Origin of the sequence: Streptomyces gardneri, from assembly GCF_006539185.1 — a bacterium.
GTDB lineage: Bacteria > Actinomycetota > Actinomycetes > Streptomycetales > Streptomycetaceae > Streptomyces > Streptomyces gardneri.
In genome coordinates, this window is record NZ_BJMN01000052.1 from 21832 (window position 1) to 37666 (window position 15835).

General features: G+C 72.2%; 16 protein-coding genes and 1 pseudogene. 7 read left to right on the forward strand and 10 right to left on the reverse strand.

Annotation, left to right across the window (positions count from 1 at the left end; translation table 11 throughout):
* The first annotated feature begins 18 nt into the window (after positions 1–18).
* Positions 19–450 carry a VOC family protein gene (locus SGA01_RS33325; protein WP_141301344.1) on the forward strand — a complete coding sequence of 144 codons (432 nt, stop codon included), beginning with the start codon at positions 19–21 and terminating at the stop codon, positions 448–450.
* Here the strand turns inward: SGA01_RS33325 and SGA01_RS33330 are convergent.
* From SGA01_RS33330 to glnA2, 4 genes are all read right to left on the reverse strand, one after another.
* On the reverse strand, positions 377–1090 hold the full coding sequence (locus tag SGA01_RS33330) for a histone deacetylase (protein WP_229917790.1): 714 nt from the start codon (positions 1088–1090) through the stop codon (positions 377–379). The genes SGA01_RS33325 and SGA01_RS33330 overlap by 74 nt on opposite strands.
* Positions 1091–1123: 33 nt before the next feature.
* Entirely contained in the window at positions 1124–1612 is a 489-nt protein-coding gene (locus tag SGA01_RS33335) for a GNAT family N-acetyltransferase (RefSeq protein ID WP_174867594.1), read from the reverse strand.
* Positions 1613–1654: 42 nt separating this feature from the next.
* A complete protein-coding gene (locus SGA01_RS33340; protein ID WP_141301346.1) occupies positions 1655–2194 on the reverse strand; it encodes an Imm21 family immunity protein in 540 nt (179 codons plus the stop codon).
* Between the two features lie 122 nt (positions 2195–2316).
* On the reverse strand, positions 2317–3678 hold the full coding sequence (gene glnA2, locus SGA01_RS33345; protein WP_015033133.1) for a gamma-glutamylpolyamine synthetase GlnA2: 1362 nt from the start codon (positions 3676–3678) through the stop codon (positions 2317–2319).
* A 278-nt stretch (positions 3679–3956) separates the two neighbouring features.
* Between glnA2 and SGA01_RS33350 the strand changes: the two genes are divergently transcribed.
* The 4 genes from SGA01_RS33350 to SGA01_RS33365 all read left to right on the forward strand — a co-directional run bounded on the left by SGA01_RS33350 (position 3957) and on the right by SGA01_RS33365 (position 6262).
* Positions 3957–4298 carry a hypothetical protein gene (locus tag SGA01_RS33350; protein WP_229917793.1) on the forward strand — a complete coding sequence of 114 codons (342 nt, stop codon included), beginning with the start codon at positions 3957–3959 and terminating at the stop codon, positions 4296–4298.
* 80 nt (positions 4299–4378) lie between these two features.
* Entirely contained in the window at positions 4379–5026 is a 648-nt protein-coding gene (locus SGA01_RS33355; RefSeq protein ID WP_174867598.1) for a thioredoxin-like domain-containing protein, read from the forward strand.
* Between the two features lie 110 nt (positions 5027–5136).
* Positions 5137–5715: a DUF305 domain-containing protein gene (locus SGA01_RS33360; protein ID WP_229917812.1), complete on the forward strand. Its 579-nt coding sequence runs from the start codon at positions 5137–5139 to the stop codon at positions 5713–5715.
* A 127-nt stretch (positions 5716–5842) separates the two neighbouring features.
* The gene (locus SGA01_RS33365) at positions 5843–6262 is read left to right on the forward strand and encodes a CBS domain-containing protein (RefSeq protein ID WP_055646350.1); all 420 of its coding nucleotides are present in this window, start codon (positions 5843–5845) and stop codon (positions 6260–6262) included.
* On the opposite strand, the gene SGA01_RS33370 is transcribed toward SGA01_RS33365, so the two are convergent.
* Together SGA01_RS33370 and SGA01_RS33375 are read right to left on the reverse strand one after the other, a co-directional pair.
* Positions 6247–7053 (reverse strand): alpha/beta fold hydrolase, encoded by an 807-nt coding sequence (locus SGA01_RS33370; RefSeq protein ID WP_141301352.1) that lies wholly within the window; start codon positions 7051–7053, stop codon positions 6247–6249. The two genes, SGA01_RS33365 and SGA01_RS33370, sit on opposite strands and share 16 nt — an antisense overlap.
* The gene (locus tag SGA01_RS33375) at positions 7050–7769 is read right to left on the reverse strand and encodes a DUF998 domain-containing protein (protein WP_141301354.1); all 720 of its coding nucleotides are present in this window, start codon (positions 7767–7769) and stop codon (positions 7050–7052) included. The genes SGA01_RS33370 and SGA01_RS33375 overlap by 4 nt, the downstream gene beginning before the upstream one ends.
* Before the next feature lie 170 nt (positions 7770–7939).
* Here SGA01_RS33375 and SGA01_RS33380 point away from each other — a divergent pair, with 170 nt between their 5' ends.
* The gene (locus SGA01_RS33380) at positions 7940–9700 is read left to right on the forward strand and encodes an NAD+ synthase (protein WP_141301356.1); all 1761 of its coding nucleotides are present in this window, start codon (positions 7940–7942) and stop codon (positions 9698–9700) included.
* On the opposite strand, the gene SGA01_RS33385 is transcribed toward SGA01_RS33380, so the two are convergent.
* The 4 genes and pseudogenes from SGA01_RS33385 to SGA01_RS33400 form a co-directional block, all read right to left on the reverse strand.
* A complete protein-coding gene (locus SGA01_RS33385; protein WP_141301358.1) occupies positions 9666–10919 on the reverse strand; it encodes an MFS transporter in 1254 nt (417 codons plus the stop codon). The genes SGA01_RS33380 and SGA01_RS33385 overlap by 35 nt on opposite strands.
* 120 nt (positions 10920–11039) lie before the next feature.
* Positions 11040–12003: pseudogene (locus tag SGA01_RS33390) on the reverse strand (endonuclease/exonuclease/phosphatase family protein).
* Between the two features lie 273 nt (positions 12004–12276).
* Positions 12277–12936, reverse strand: coding sequence for a TetR/AcrR family transcriptional regulator (locus SGA01_RS33395; protein ID WP_141301362.1), 660 nt, complete (start codon positions 12934–12936; stop codon positions 12277–12279).
* Between the two features lie 37 nt (positions 12937–12973).
* Positions 12974–14680, reverse strand: a complete 1707-nt coding sequence (locus tag SGA01_RS33400) for a DHA2 family efflux MFS transporter permease subunit (protein ID WP_141301364.1) — start codon at positions 14678–14680, stop codon at positions 12974–12976.
* A 188-nt stretch (positions 14681–14868) separates the two neighbouring features.
* On the opposite strand from SGA01_RS33400, the gene panB reads away from it, so the two are divergent.
* Positions 14869–15732: a 3-methyl-2-oxobutanoate hydroxymethyltransferase gene (gene panB, locus SGA01_RS33405; protein WP_055643917.1), complete on the forward strand. Its 864-nt coding sequence runs from the start codon at positions 14869–14871 to the stop codon at positions 15730–15732.
* The last annotated feature ends 103 nt before the right edge of the window (positions 15733–15835 follow it).

Here is a 15835-nt window from a genome sequence, read left to right on the forward strand (position 1 = left end):
GAGTGCGGAGGAGTACGCGTGAACTGGACCCTGGAAGTCGTCCCCGTCCCCGTGACCGACATGGACCGGGCCAAGGAGTTCTACGGCGACAAGTGCGGCTTCACGGTCGACCTGGACGACGAGGTGGCGCCCGGCGTGCGGATCATCCAGGCGACGCCGCCGGGATCGCGCTGTTCGATCGCCCTGCTGAACGGCATGCCGGCGATGCCGGGCACGAAGGAGATGGCCCCCGGGACCCTGCACGGCCTCCAGATCTGTGTCACGGACATCGAGGCGGCGCGGAAGGAACTGGTCGGCCGGGGCGTCGACGTCTCGTCCGTGATGCACGTCGGAGCGACGGGCTGGGAGGACGGGAAGGGCGGCACCTGGAACTCGTTCATGACCTTCGAGGACCCGGACGGCAACGGCTGGGTCGTCCAGGAGGCCCCGTCGGAGCTGTCGGAACGCTGAGGTCGGCGACGGCCTGCGGGGTCCAGTGCCCGGCGGCGCCGGGGCAGCCGGCGAGATAGCCGGCGACCTCGTCGGGCCGCCACGCCCCGGTGCGCTGCAGCCCGGCGGCGAGGTGCCGGAGATAGGCGGCGGACGGCGGCCTCGGTTCGGACCGTTCGCCCTCCGCCGGAGCGGTGAAGGTGAGCACGGGCAGGCCCTCGCCCTCACCGTCCCCGGCAGCGCCGTCGAGGAACCCGCAGCAGACGAGGGTCTCGTACCGCCCCGGCCCGAGCGAGCAGCGCCCGGTGGCGAGGACCTCCGTGAGGTCGAGGTCGGTGCCGGGCGGCCGGTACATCTCCTGTGCGGCGATGTCGGAGAACTGCCCGGCGGTCAGCAGGTACGCGACGCCCCAGGCGGTGCCGTCCGCCGCCGGGTCGTAGAAGGCCCGGCCGCCGCCCCACACGGACGACTCGGTCGCGAAGTACACGCACCCCGGCAGCAGGAGGGCCACCGACGCCGCGGGCCCGCGCGGATCCCGGCACCCGGGAAACACCCGCGCGGCTCCGGGCGGCCGGCCGCCGGCGAGGTAGTACCCGAGGCGCTCGGCATGGGTGTTGGAGCCGTAGGCGGCGTACCAGACACGGAGAGGACCATCCGACACACCGTCAGACGCTAGCGCGGGTACCTCCCCTGGCTAGAACCCCAGAGAGAAGTGGCGCAGCGTGTCGTCCTCCGCCACGCAGGGCATCCCGGCGGCCTCCATCACGCGGTGGGAGTCGGGGTTGGAGATGTCGGCGTCCCCCTTCACCCCGGAGGCCCCGCCCTGCCGGGCCACCTCGATGAGCGCGCGCAGGGCCTCGGAGGCGTACCCCTTCCCGCGCACCCCGGGCACGAGCCCGTACCCGACGGTCGCGAACCCCACCTCGTCCGGCGGCCCGTGGAAGCCGATCCCCCCGACGACGACCCCGTCGAGCCGAATCTCGTAATGCCGGAACACCCCCGGATCACCGCGCTCGGCGACCCCCCGCAGAAACCCGGTGAGGGCCCGGACGTCCCCGTCCCGGGGATACCCCTCGGCCCACAGATCCCCGTCCCCGGGTTCCTGGGCGACGACCCGCTCGGCGGCGCCCACGGTCATCGGATACAACACAAGCCGCTCGGTGGCGACAGAACTGATCTTCACCGGGGCAGTGTGATCCGCTCCCCACCTGCGGGGCAACGCATTTCATTCCGGCAGCAGCCGCACCACTCCGACCGAGGCCGACTCGCCGGACGTGTGATGCGCACCGATCCGCCACCGCCCCGCCGGAACAGGGACGTCCGCCTGCTCAGGCATCCGTGTGTCACCGGGGTACGGCACCCCGAGATCGGCACCGGCCTCGGCCGAATCCATCAGCACGGCGGCCCCGTCCGTCTCCCAGACCCCGCACTCCTCCCACGGGATGTCGGGGGCGTCCAGCACGGCCTCCGCCTCGGCGACCAGCTCCTCCTCGGAGTCCGCCCCGATCCACCGCACGAACGCCCGCCGCTCGGGCAGGAACATCGTCATCGCGGGCTCGTCCCCCAGAACGAGCGCCCGCCCACCACCCGTCCCGACGTCGATCACCCCGGCCAACTCATCGACCCCGCAGGCCCGGTCGTAGTCGTCGGGCTCGTCCCCTTCCCCGACGATGATTCCTCCGTCCGTACACCCGCCCCACTCCCGCAGCACCGTCACCGGCACCACGACGAGAGGCCCGCCCATGGATGAGACCCAGTCCGTCATGCGCCGCAGTCTGCCACCGGCCTCTGACAGCGCTCCGGGGCGAGTGAGACGGCTCAGGGCCGACGGTTCGCGACCGTCGGCCCTGATCGTCAGTTCCAGGCTCTACCCGCTCTGACCTGTGCTTACAGCACCGGGAGGTTCTTGCGGAGTTCGAAGGCGGTGACCTCGCTCCGGTACTCCTCCCACTCCTGCTTCTTGTTGCGGAGGAAGAAGTCGAAGACGTGCTCGCCGAGGGTCTCCGCGACCAGTTCGCTCTTCTCCATCAGGGCGATCGCCTCGCCCAGGTTCTGCGGGAGCGGTTCGATGCCCATCGCTCGGCGTTCCGCGTCGGAGAGGGCCCAGACGTCGTCGTCGGCGCCGGCCGGGAGTTCGTAGCCCTCCTCGATGCCCTTGAGGCCGGCGGCGAGGAGGACCGCGTACGTCAGGTAGGGGTTGGCGCCCGAGTCGATGGAGCGGACCTCCACGCGGGACGAGCCCGTCTTGCCCGGCTTGTACATGGGGACGCGGATGAGGGCCGAGCGGTTGTTGTGGCCCCAGCAGATGTACGAGGGGGCCTCGCCGCCCGAGCCGGCCGTGCGGGAGGAGCCGCCCCAGATGCGCTTGTACGAGTTGACCCACTGGTTGGTGACCGCGGAGATCTCGCCGGCGTGCTTCAGGAGGCCCGCGATGAAGGAGCGGCCCACCTTGGAGAGCTGGTACTCGGCGCCCGACTCGTAGAAGGCGTTCCGGTCGCCCTCGAAGAGGGACAGGTGGGTGTGCATGCCCGAGCCGGGGTAGTCGGAGAACGGCTTCGGCATGAAGGTGGCCTGGACGCCCTGTTCGAGCGCCACCTGCTTCATGACCAGGCGGAAGGTCATGATGTTGTCGGCGGTGGAGAGGGCGTCCGCGTAGCGGAGGTCGATCTCCTGCTGGCCCGGCGCGCCCTCGTGGTGGGAGAACTCCACCGAGATGCCCATCGATTCGAGCATCGTGATCGCCTGGCGGCGGAAGTCCATGCCGACGTTCTGCGGGGTGTGGTCGAAGTAGCCCGAGTTGTCGGCCGGGGTGGGCCGGGTGCCGTCGAGCGGCTTGTCCTTCAGGAGGAAGAACTCGATCTCGGGGTGGGTGTAGAAGGTGAAGCCCAGGTCGGAGGTCTTCGCGAGGGCCCGCTTGAGGACGTAGCGCGGGTCGGCGAAGGACGGCGAGCCGTCGGGCATGAGGATGTCGCAGAACATCCGCGCCGTGCCCGGCGCCTCGGCGCGCCACGGCAGGATCTGGAACGTGCCCGGGTCCGGCTTGGCGATCATGTCCGATTCGTATACGCGGGCGAAGCCCTCGATCGCCGAGCCGTCGAAGCCGATGCCCTCGTCGAAGGCCTGCTCAAGCTCGGCCGGCGCCACGGCCACCGACTTCAGGAAGCCCAGCACATCGGTGAACCACAGGCGCACGAAGCGGATGTCGCGCTCCTCGAGCGTACGGAGCACGAATTCCTGCTGCTTGTCCATTTCCACACCCATCCTTGCTGGTCAGGCCGCCTGCTCCCACCGCCTCCGATACATCGGGGGGCACCTGAGCATCCCACCACATGGTTTCGCGCACGTTGCACACCCATAGTGCCTGCTCGGGTGTGACGCAGGTAACGGGACGGAGGGGCATGCGGGACGTTCGGGCGTTCGGCGGCATCGAGTGGTACCCCGTTCGGCCCACAGAGGGTCCGCGCCCACTACGATCTCCGCCCATGGGGGCCACGCGGCTCGTACGCCTGTTCCGACACGCGCGTCCCATGGCACTGGTGAGTGCCGTGGCGACGCTCCTCGCCGCGCTCTTCGTCTGTCTGGGCCCCGGCCCCGGGACCGATCCTCATCACGTGGCGGCGCCGGAGAACGAGGGCCCGCGGACGTCGGCGGTCGTGGCCGAGTACATCTGCCCGTACGACCGCGGCGGCTGCTCCCTCGTCCCCTCCCTCTCCCCCGCGGTGCTCAGCGCGCCTCCGCTCGACCCCCCGCTCCACGCGGAGGGCAGGCTCCCGCGCCTCGACCCGCCCTCCGGTGACGGCCCGGCCCGCCGCTCCGGCATCCGGCCGCGCGCGCCGGACCTGCACGTCCTTCAAGTTCTCCGGACATAGCGGCGGCGGGCCTCCCGCCCGTCCCCCGCGTGTCCCGCACCGAACTCGACCCCCCATCCCTGAAGAAGGACGACATCACCATGGCCGCCAACCGCTCCGCCAACGCCGACCGCCGCGCCCGAATAGAGGAGATGCGCCGCGCCGAGCAGTCCCGCGAGCGCCGCAACCGTCTGATCACCATCGGCGTCTCCGGAATCGTCGTCCTGGGTCTCGTCGGCTTCGGCACCTTCGTGCTGATGAAGAAGTCCGACGAGCAGGACGCTAAGGAGGCCGCCGCCAAGGCCCCCATCAAGAGCGAGCAGAGCTGGGACGCGAAGAAGCTCGGCCGCAACCACGTCGAGACCGCCGTGAAGTACGACATGAAGCCGCCGGTCGGCGGTGACCACCACCCGGTCTGGATGAACTGCGACGGCGTGGTCTACGACAAGGCGATCAACGACGTGAACGCCGTGCACTCGCTGGAGCACGGCGCCGTCTGGGTGACGTACAGCAAGAAGGCCGACAAGGCCGACGTGGAGAAGCTGGCCGCGAAGGTCGGCAAGACCAAGTACACGCTGATGAGCCCCGTGGACGACCAGTCCGGGGCGATCATGCTGTCCGCCTGGGGCAAGCAGGTCACCGTGGACAACGCCGCCGACCCGCGTATCGACGCCTTCTTCACGAAGTACGTCCAGGGCCCGCAGACCCCCGAGCCGGGCGCCGCCTGCACCGGCGGGGTCGGTCAGTGACCGGCGTGACCGAGGAGTCCTTCGATCGCGAGGAGGCGGAGTTCGCGGCCGGCGCGCGGCGCCGGGGCACGCGGACGCGGTGGGCGGCGGTCACCGCCGTCGCGCTCGCGCTGCTCTTCGCCGGTGGCGCCGTCACGGTCGCCTCGGCGGAGCGTGACGAGGCGCCGCGTGTCCCCGCCACCGACTCCGCGGACGCCGGCTTCGCCCGGGACATGGCCGTCCACCACCAGCAGGCCGTCGAGATGTCGTTCATCGTCCGGGACCGCACCAAGGACGAGTCGGTCCGCCGCCTCGCGTACGACATCGCCAACACCCAGGCCAACCAGCGGGGCATGATGCTCGGCTGGCTGGACATGTGGGGGCTGCCCAAGCTCCAGTCCGGCGTCGAGCCGATGGCCTGGATGGGCATGGGCGGTTCGGGCGACAGCGGTCCCTCGGACGGCGCGCTGATGCCCGGCATGGCGACCAACGCGCAGTTGGACGCCTTGCGCAAGGCCACCGGCCGGGAGGCCGAGGTCCTGTACCTGAAGCTCATGACCGAGCACCACAAGGGCGGGGTCCACATGGCCGAGGGCTGTGTGAGCAGGTGCGTCCCCGGCGTCGAGCGCGATCTCGCGCAGGGCATGGTCGAGGCGCAGCAGTCCGAGATCCTGCTGATGGCGGACATGCTGCGGAAGCGCGGGGCCTGATCTCCTGATCCCGCGAGGCCGTCCGGCCCCCGTGACCCGCTGCGGTCGCGGGGGCCGTGCCGTGCGCCGACAATGAGTGGGCTCGGGGACGTTCGTACGACGACGTTCGACGAAAGGTATGCGGCTCATGACCACGGCGAAGGACATCATGCACCCCGGGGCCCAGTGGATCCCGGCACACGAGACGCTCGACCGCGCCGCCCAGATGATGCGCAACCTCAACGTGGGCGCGCTGCCCATCGCCGACGAGAACGAGCGGCTCTGCGGCATCCTCACGGACCGTGACATCGTCATCGGCTGTGTGGCCATGGGCCACGATCCGTCGAAGATCACCTGCGGCGAGATGGCCAAGGGCACGCCACGCTGGGTCGAGGCGGGTGCCGACGTGGGCGCGGTGCTGGAGGAGATGCAGAGCCACCAGATCCGCCGGCTCCCCGTCATCGAGGGCAAGCGGCTCGTCGGCATGATCAGCGAGGCCGACCTGGCCCAGCATCTGTCGGACGAGCAGATCAAGGCGTTCTGTACGAGCGTCTACGCCGCCTCCTGACGCAGTACCGCCCGGGCCACCGCGTCCGGGCGGTCCAGCATGACCAGATGGCCCGACGGCACGACCGCCTCGTAGGAGGCGTCGAGCCGTCGGGCCAGCGCGCGTTGGCGGCGCTCCCAGCGGGCGGATCCTTCGGGGGCCGCGAGGACCGTGACGGGCAGGCCGGGCGGGAGGGGGAAGCGGTCCCGGAGGTCGAGGAGTTCGGCGGCGACGGCGCCGTAGTGGGCGTTCTCCAGGAGGGTGCCGCGCAGGACGCGCGAGGTGCGGTAGACACGGCGGACCAGGGCCGGGGACGCCGGGTCGCTGCGCACGGCCGCCCGGCGGACGGCCGGGCCGAGCGCGGCCGGGAGCCCGGCGGCGGAGAGCGCCCTGCCGAGGGCCCGGGAGACGGCGGCGGTGCGGGCGGGGCGGGGGTGTTCCTCCACCGAGGAGTCGACGAGGACGAGCCCGGCGGTACGGGTGGGGTGGAGGCGTGCGAAGGCCTCCGCGTGGAATCCGGCGATGGAGTGGCCGACGACGGTGACGGGGTCCCGGTGGCCGACGCCGAGCGCGTCGAGGAGCGACCCGATCCTGTCCGCCTCGCCCGCCGCCGTCGGCGGGGCGGAGGCGGGGGCGGAGAGGCCGTGGCCGGGGCGGTCGAAGCGGACGACCGTGCGGTACGGGGCGAGCAGCGGCACGACCCGGTCCCAGTCGAACCAGCTGAGGCCGAGACCGGCGCTCAGGACGCAGACGGGCCCCGCGCCCTCGACGGTCACGTGGTGGGCGACTCCCCCGATCCGTACGAAGGTCATCGCGGCCGCTCCCTGACGAGGGAGGCGGCGAGTACGGCGAGCCAGACGGCCACCAGGAGGACCTGGAGCCGCTGGCCGGCGCCGAGCGCCCACGTGCCCTTGCCGGCCTCGAAGGCGGCGACGGCCGCCAGGGTCCAGGCCGTGGCGGCGAGCTCCAGGACGACGAGGGCGGGGCCCGTGCGCGCGAGGGGGCGCCGGCGGCCGTAGCGGCGGGCGGCCACGGTCAGGGCGATCATCGCGGCGATGGCGCCGGTCACGGCGAGACTCGAACTGACGGCGTGGGCCGTATGGGTGGCGGGCACCAGGCCGGCGGTCTCGCGCGCCGCGCACTCCGGGTCGGCGGTGGGGGCGCAGCTGAGCGGGAGCCGCGAGTCGACGGCGGTGGCGGCGCCGAAGACGGCGAGCGCGATCCAGCCGCCCAGCGCCCAGCGCTCGTGAGGCCGGGGTCGTCGGGGGCTCCGGGACCCTCGGGGGCTGCGGGGTCCTCGGCTCGCGGCGAGCCCGGTCAGCGCGCCCGCGAGGACGAGGAGGCCGGCGACCAGGTCGGTGGCGCGGAAGAGGCCGCCGAGGGGCTGGTCGGCGGCGGCGAGTTCGGAGACGTATGTCCGGACCGGGTCGAGACCGGTCCGGACGAGGACTTCGAGGACCCAGGAGGTGTACGCGAGCGCGCCGAGGCCGAGGAGGACGGCTGCCGCTTTCGTCACCTTTCCGGGCATGATCGTTCGAACGTCAGGGTGTACCGGAAGGTTCCCGTCGTCATGGGCTCATGATCAGCAGGGCTCGGGCGGGGCGCATGTCGGGCCCGGGGCCGGGCCGGGGGGCTCCTTGCCGCTGCGCCGGGGCGTTTTCCGGGACATCGCGTCGGTGTGACGATTACACTGGCCGGGTGCCTCAACTACGCCTCGCCCTGAATCAGATCGACTCGACCGTCGGAGACATCGCCGGGAACTCCGAGGCGATCGTCCACTGGACCCGGCACGCCGCCGGACAGGGCGCGCATCTCGTCGCGTTCCCCGAGATGGCGCTGACCGGCTACCCCGTCGAGGACCTGGCCCTGCGGCCCTCCTTCGTCGAGGCCTCCCGGGACGCCCTGCGCGCCCTCGCCCGGCGGCTCGCGGCCGAGGGCTTCGGCGAGCTGCCGGTCGTCGTCGGCTACCTCGACCGCTCCGAGCGGGCCGAGCCGAAGCTCGGCCGGCCCGCCGGGTCGCCGGAGAACGCCGCCGCGGTGCTGTACCGCGGCGAGGTGGCGCTGCGCTTCGCCAAGCACCACCTGCCCAACTACGGCGTCTTCGACGAGTACCGCTACTTCGTCCAGGGCGACACCCTGCCGGTCGTCCGCGTCCACGGCGTCGACGTGGCCCTGGCGATCTGCGAGGACCTCTGGCAGGAGGGCGGCCGCGTCCCGGCGGCGCGCGCCGCGCGGGCCGGGCTGCTCCTGTCGGTCAACGCCTCGCCGTACGAGCGGAACAAGGACGACACGCGGCTCGAACTGGTCCGCAGGCGGGCCCGCGAGGCCGGCTGCGTCACCGCGTACCTGGCGTCGACGGGCGGTCAGGACGAGCTGGTCTTCGACGGCGACTCGATCGTCGTCGACGCGGCGGGCGAAGTGGTCGCGCGTGCCCCGCAGTTCGTCGAGGGCAGTGTGATCATCGACCTGGAGCTGCCGGCCGCCGAGCCGGACGCCCCTGAGGGCATCGTCGACGACGGACTGCGCATCGACCGGGTGGTGCTCTCCGAGAAGCCGCTCCCGGCATACGAGCCGGAGCTCGAGGGCGGGTACGCGCACCGGCTCGACGACGACGAGGAGATCTACTCGGCCCTGGTCGTGGGGCTGCGCGCGTACGTCGCGAAGAACGGTTTCCGCTCGGTCCTGATCGGCCTCTCCGGCGGCATCGACTCGGCGCTCGTCGCGGCGATCGCCTGCGACGCGGTCGGCGCGCGGAACGTGTACGGGGTGTCGATGCCGTCCAGGTACTCCTCCGACCACTCGCGCGGCGACGCCGCCGAACTGGCCCGCCGCACCGGCCTCAACTACCGCACGGTGTCGATCGAGCCGATGTTCGACGCGTACATGGCCTCGCTGGGACTCACCGGCCTCGCCGAGGAGAACCTGCAGTCCCGGCTGCGCGGCACGACGCTGATGGCCATCTCCAACCAGGAAGGGCACATCGTCCTCGCGCCGGGCAACAAGTCCGAGCTGGCGGTGGGCTACTCGACGCTGTACGGCGACTCCGTCGGCGCGTTCGGGCCCGTCAAGGACGTCTACAAGTCGACCGTCTTCCGGCTCGCGCGCTGGCGCAACCGGGCCGCCGAGGACCGCGGCATGACCCCGCCGATCCCGGAGAGCTCGATCACCAAGCCGCCCAGCGCCGAGCTGCGCCCGGGCCAGGTGGACACGGACTCGCTGCCGGACTACGACGTCCTCGACGGGATCCTCGCGCTGTACGTGGACGCGGACCGCGGCAAGGACGAGATCGTGGCGGCCGGCTTCGACGAGGAGGTCGTCGCGCGGACGCTGCGGATGGTGGACGCGGCGGAGTACAAGCGGCGCCAGTACCCGCCGGGCACCAAGATCTCGGCGAAGGGCTTCGGCAAGGACCGGCGGCTGCCGATCACGAACCGCTGGCGGGAGACGCCGTCCCCCTGACCTCCGGAACCGCCCGGTCCGCCCCGGTGGACTCCTGGGGGCTTCCCGCCACGACGCGGGAGGCCCCCTGCGCCGTACCGGCGCGGTCGAGCAGGCCCGCGACCGCCGCGACCGCGAGGCCGACGGCCGTGAGGCCCGCGCCGACGAGGGCCGGCGAGGTCCAGCCCCAGCCGGCGGCGACCGCGGCGCCGCCCGCCCAGGCGCCGCCGGCGTTGGCCAGGTTGAAGGCGGAGTGGTTGGAGGCGGAGGCGAGCGTCGGGGCGTCCTTGGCCTTCCGCATGACCAGCATCTGGAGCGGGGTGGTGGTCATGAAGCCGACCGCGCCGAGCACGACGACCGTGACGAGGGCCAGCCAGGGCACGTGGACGGTGAAGCGGAAGGCGACCAGGGCGAGGACTAGGGCGGCGAGCGAGCCGTACAGGGTCGGCCGGAGCGCCCGGTCCGTCAGCGGGCCCGCGGCGAGCGCCCCGCCCGTCATGCCGAGGCCGAAGAGGGCGAGGACGACGGTGACGGTGGACTCGCCGAAGCCCATCACCTCGGTGGTCATCGAGGCGAGGTACGAGTAGACCGCGAAGACGCCCGCGAATCCGAAGACGGCGGTGAGCAGGCCGAGCAGCACCTGCGGACGGCCGAGGGCGCGCACCTCGCGGCCGAGGCCCTGCCGCTCGTCCAGGGGCACGTACGGGACGAGGCGGGCGAGCGCGGCCATGGCGAGCAGCCCGATGACGGTGACGACGAGGAAGGTGGCCCGCCAGCCGAGGTGCTGGCCGAGCAGGGTCGCGGCCGGTACGCCGAGGATGTTCGCGACGGTGAGGCCCAGGAACATCGTGGCCACCGCCCGCGCCTGCCGGTCCTCGCTCACGAGTCGGGCGGCGACGACCGCGCCGACGCCGAAGAAGGCGCCGTGCGGGAGCCCGGCGAGGACCCGGCCGGCGACGAGCCAGCCGAAGCCGGGGGCGAGCGCGGAGGCGAGGTTGCCGACGACGAACAGGGCCATCAGCAGGAGCAGCATCCGCTTGCGCGGGATCCGGGAGCCGAGGGCGGTGAGCAGCGGGGCGCCGACGACGACGCCGATCGCGTACGCCGAGACGAGGTACCCGGCGGTGGGGACCGAGGTGCCGAGGTCGTCGGCGACGTTGGGCAGGAGGCCCATCATCACGAACTCGGTCGTGCCGATGCCGAAGGCGGAGACGGCGAGCGCGAGCAGCGCCAGGGGCATGGGGAGAGCCTTTCCAGAAGATAGTTCTTCGTCGGAACAAAGACTCTCAGGTGGTTTCTTCCCTCTGGCTTCCGGGGGATGAAGGGAAGGTTTCGCCCCTTCGTCCATCCCCTCGGGCGGTCAGAGCTTCACGCGGGCCGCGATCGGGAGGTGGTCGCTCTTCGTCTCCGGCAGCGCCCAGGACGACACGGGCTCGACGCCCTTCACCATGATCTGGTCGATCCGGGCCATCGGGAACGACGCCGGCCAGCTGAAGCCGAAGCCGTCGCCCGCGGCGCCCTGGGTGGAGCGCAGCTGCGAGGTGACGGCGTTGAGCGAGCGGTCGTTCATGGTGCCGTTGAGGTCGCCGAGGAGGACGATCCGCTCGTGCCGGTCGCGGGAGATGGCCTCGCCGAGCGCGTTGGCGCTGTTGTCGCGCTGGTTGGCGGTGAAGCCGGCGTTGAGCTTGACCCGGACGGACGGCAGGTGGGCGACGTACACCGCGACCTCGCCCTTGGGCGTCACGACGTCGGCGCGCATGGCGCGGGTCCACCCCATCCGGATGTCGACGGGCTGCGCGGCGCGCAGGGGCAGCTTGCTCCAGAGGCCGACCGTGCCCTGGACGGAGTGGTGCGGGTACGCCTCGGCGAGGCCGCGCTCGTACGTCGGGACCATGTCGCCCTTGAGCTCCTCCAGGGCCAGCACGTCGGCGCCGGACCCGGCGAGCTCGCGGGCGGTGCCCTCGGGGTCCGGGTTGTCGGCGTTCACGTTGTGCGTGGCGACGGTGAGGTCGCCGCCGGGGACGGACTTGTCGGCGACGAGTCCGCCGAAGAGGTTGAGCCAGACCACCGCCGGCAGGAGCAGGGCGATCAGGGCGGTGGCGGAGCGGCGCACCAGGGCGAGGACGAGGAACAGGGGGACGAAGAGGCCCAGCCACGGCAGGAACGTCTCGGTCAGGCTGCCGAGGTTGCCGATGGTGTTGGGGATCTCGGCGTGGAACACCATCAGGAGGGTCAGTGCCACCGCCGCGGCGGCGATCAGGATGCCGCGGCGCCAGATGCCGCGGTCGCGCCGCAGGCCGTCGAGGGCGGTCCGGAACCGGGATCCGGAACCGGGGCGCCCGTTCCCGCCACCGCCGTGCTCGGTCTCCGTCATGTCCACCCGCGCCATCGCACTGTCCTTAACTCTGCCTTGCCGTCTTGCGTGACCCGGTGCCGACACTAGGCGATCCCGGGTCCGTCGTACTCCCCCAGGGACGAGTGCGGGTGCGTGGCGGGTTCCTGCAGGTGGCGCGGGCGGGAGGCCTGTGACAGAACGCGCACATTCGTGGGGATCGGGTGCGGGTCGGGGGCGGGTCCGGTGCGGGCGCCGGTCGGGATCAGGTGCGGGGCCGCAGGCCTTCCAGGACGGTGTCGACGATCCGCTCGGCGAGGCCCGGCTCCAGGGTGCCGCCGGGGCGGATGACGGTGCGGATGAGCAGGGGGCCGGTGAAGAGGTCGCTGACGAGCTCGACGTCGAGGTCGGCGCGGATCTCGCCCCGCTCCATCCCGCGCCGCACCGCGTCCAGGCCGAGGCGGCGGCGCGGCTCGATCACCGTGTGGTGGTAGGCGTCCCACAGCTTCGGATAGAGCTGCATCTGCGAGAACACGTTGTGGAGGAGGGCGGAGGTCCGCTTGGCGAGGCCCCGCTGGCGGATCGACTCCAGGAGCGCGACGAAGTCGTCCCGGACCGAGGTGCCGGGCAGCACCGGGTCCGGGAGCTCCACGGAGCGGAGCAGCTCGACGAAGAGCTCCTCCTTGCCGGGCCAGCGCCGGTAGATGGTGGCCTTGCCGACGCCGGCGGTGCGGGCGAGCTTCTCGATGGACAGCTCGGCGAGCGGGGTGCCGGCCTCCAGGAGCTCGATGGCCGCGTCGAAGATCGCCTGCTCCGCGGCCTCGCTCCGCGGCCGTCCGCGCCGTGCCGGACCGGGCTCACCGGCGGGCGCGGGCCCGGCCCCGTCGTCCTGGGGTTCCGGGATTCCGCCGTCCTGCAGCGACACGTGCGCTCCGCCTCTCCTCCGGTGGCCGGCCGTCGGCCTATCGACGGGCCGATTCTCCCGCCTCGGCACCGGGCGCGGGTACGGAGCCCCGCCGGGCGGCACCTCCCGGAGCGGGATCGTCCGCCGCGACACCGGCACGGGAACCGGAACCGGAACCGGAACCGGCCGGGGCGGCGCCCGGGGCCTGCGCCGTCGCCTGCGGCGTACGGCCCGGGAGGAAGGCGGCCACCACGGCCGCGCCGATCAGGGCGATCACCGCGGAGGCGACCGCCGTGACGTGCATGGCGTCGAGGAAGGCGTCGTACGCGGGGGCCACGAGGTCCCGGCCGGCCGGGCCGAGCCTCGAAGCGACCGCGAGCGTCGCCTCGATGGACTCGCCCGCCGTGTCGCGCAGGGCCTCGGGGACGCCACCGAGGTGTCCCTCGATCTCCCCGCGGTACACGGAGGAGAGCACCGAGCCGAGGACGGCCACGCCCATCGCGCCGCCGACCTGCCGGAAGGTGTTGTTGATCGCCGAGCCGGAGCCCGCCTTCTCGCGGGGCAGCGCCTGCATGATCGCGACCGTGACCGGCGGCATGATGTGCGCCATTCCGGCGCCCTGGAGGAAGAAGACGACCTCCAGCGCCCAGACCGGTGTCGAGGCGTCGAAGAGGGCGAAGGCGGCGAGGCCCGCGGCGACGAGCAGCATGCCGGCGGTGCACACGGCCTTGGCGCCGAAGCGGTCCACGACGAGCCGGGCCCGGGGCGCGAACACCATCTGGGCGATGGCGAGCGGCAGGATGAGCAGCCCGGACTGCAGCGCGCTGTAGCCGCGGACGCTCTGCAGGTAGAAGGCGGAGAAGAAGGTCACGCCCATGAGCGCGAAGAAGACCAGTGCGATGGCGGCGACGGCCGCCGAGAACGCGGGCCGCTTGAAGTAGCTCATGTCGATGGCCGGGTGGTCGCTGCGCCGCTCGTGGAGGACGAAGAGGACGAGGACCGCGAGGCCGCCGAGGGCCGGGGCGAGGACGGTGAGGTCGGTGAAGCTCGCGAGCTCGCCGCCGCGGATGATCCCGTACACGAGGAGGACGAGTCCGAGGACGGAGAGCAGCACGCCGGGTATGTCGATCCGGCCCGGCTTCGGGTCCCGGGAGTCGGGGACGAGCCAGATCATGAGGGCGAGGGCCAGGAGCACCACGGGCACGTTGACGAGGAAGATCGATCCCCACCAGAAGTGTTCGAGGAGGACGCCGCCGGTGATGGGTCCGATCGCGATGGCGAGGCCGACGCTGCCGGCCCAGATGCCGATGGCCTTGGGCTGCTCGTCCCGCTCGAAGACGTTCATGAGGACGGCGAGGGTCGCGGGCATGACGAACGCGGCGCCGAGGCCCATGACGGCCCGGTAGGCGATGAGCTCGCCCGGGGAGCCGGAGAAGGCGGCGAGGGCGGAGCCGATGCCGAAGACGGTGATGCCGAAGAGCAGCACCTTCTTCCGGCCGAGGCGGTCGCCGAGCAGGCCGGAGGTGAAGAGGAGCCCGGCGAAGACGAGCGTGTAGGAGTTGATCGACCACTCCAGCTCGCTCTGGGTGGCGCCGATGCCGGTGGGCGCGGGGGCGGCGATCGTCCTGACCGCGACGTTCAGGATCGAGTTGTCGAGGACGACGATCAGCAGGCTGAGCATGAGGACGCCGAGGACGGCCCAGCGGCGGCGGTGGACGGCCTCGGGGACTCGGGGCGGGGCGAGGGCAGGGGACGGCTGCGACATGCCGACCACCCTAGCCCCATTTCGATACGAGACCGTCTCGTATCGAAAGACATGACGGAGGCTTTACGTTGCGCGGGTGTGAACAGCACCACTCCGGCCCACTTCCCCGCCCGCCCGGCTAAGTGCCACCATGGATGTGGTCCGGGGACGCCGTCAGGGCGCCTCGAGATGACGAAGGAGCCGTTTCCATGACGCTTCAGGCTGCCCAGAAACCGCCCGCCGACAGCAGCAAGGCGCTGTACGGCGGCAAGGGCACGCGCCGCATCACCGTCCACGACATCGCCGCCGCCAAGGCCCGCGGCGAGAAGTGGCCCATGCTCACCGCCTACGACGCGATGACCGCCTCCGTCTTCGACGAGGCCGGCATCCCCGTGATCCTCGTCGGCGACTCGATGGGCAACTGTCACCTCGGCTACGAGACCACCGTGCCGGTCACGATGGACGAGATGACGTTCCTCTCCGCCGCCGTCGTCCGGGGCACGCAGCGCGCCCTCGTCGTCGGCGACCTCCCCTTCGGCTCGTACCAGGAAGGGCCCGTCCAGGCCCTGCGCAACGCCACCCGGCTGATCAAGGACGCCGGGGTCCACGCGGTCAAGCTGGAGGGCGGCGAGCGCTCCCTGGCCCAGACCGAGCTGCTGGTCCAGGCCGGCATCCCCGTCATGTCCCACCTCGGCCTCACGCCGCAGTCCGTCAACACCATGGGCTACCGGGTGCAGGGCCGTACCGACGAGGCCGCCCACCGGCTGCTCAGCGACGCCAAGGCGGCGCAGGACGCGGGCGCCTTCGCGGTCGTCCTCGAACTCGTACCGGCCGAGCTGGCCGCCGAGGTCACCCGCTCGCTGCACATCCCGACCATCGGCATCGGCGCGGGCGCCGGCACCGACGCGCAGGTCCTCGTCTGGACCGACATGGCCGGTCTGACCGGCGGCAAGGTCCCGCGCTTCACCAAGCAGTACGCCAACCTCCGCGAGACGCTCGGCGACGCCGCGCGCGCCTTCGCGGAGGACGTCTCCGGCGGGGCGTTCCCCGCCGAGGAGCACACCTTCCACTAGTTCACGGACTCCCCTCACGGAGAGTCCCCCGGAGCCACTGCGGCACCTCCGACAGCCCGCCGACATCCCCCATCGGCGGGCTGTCGGTCGTCTGTCGGGGGAT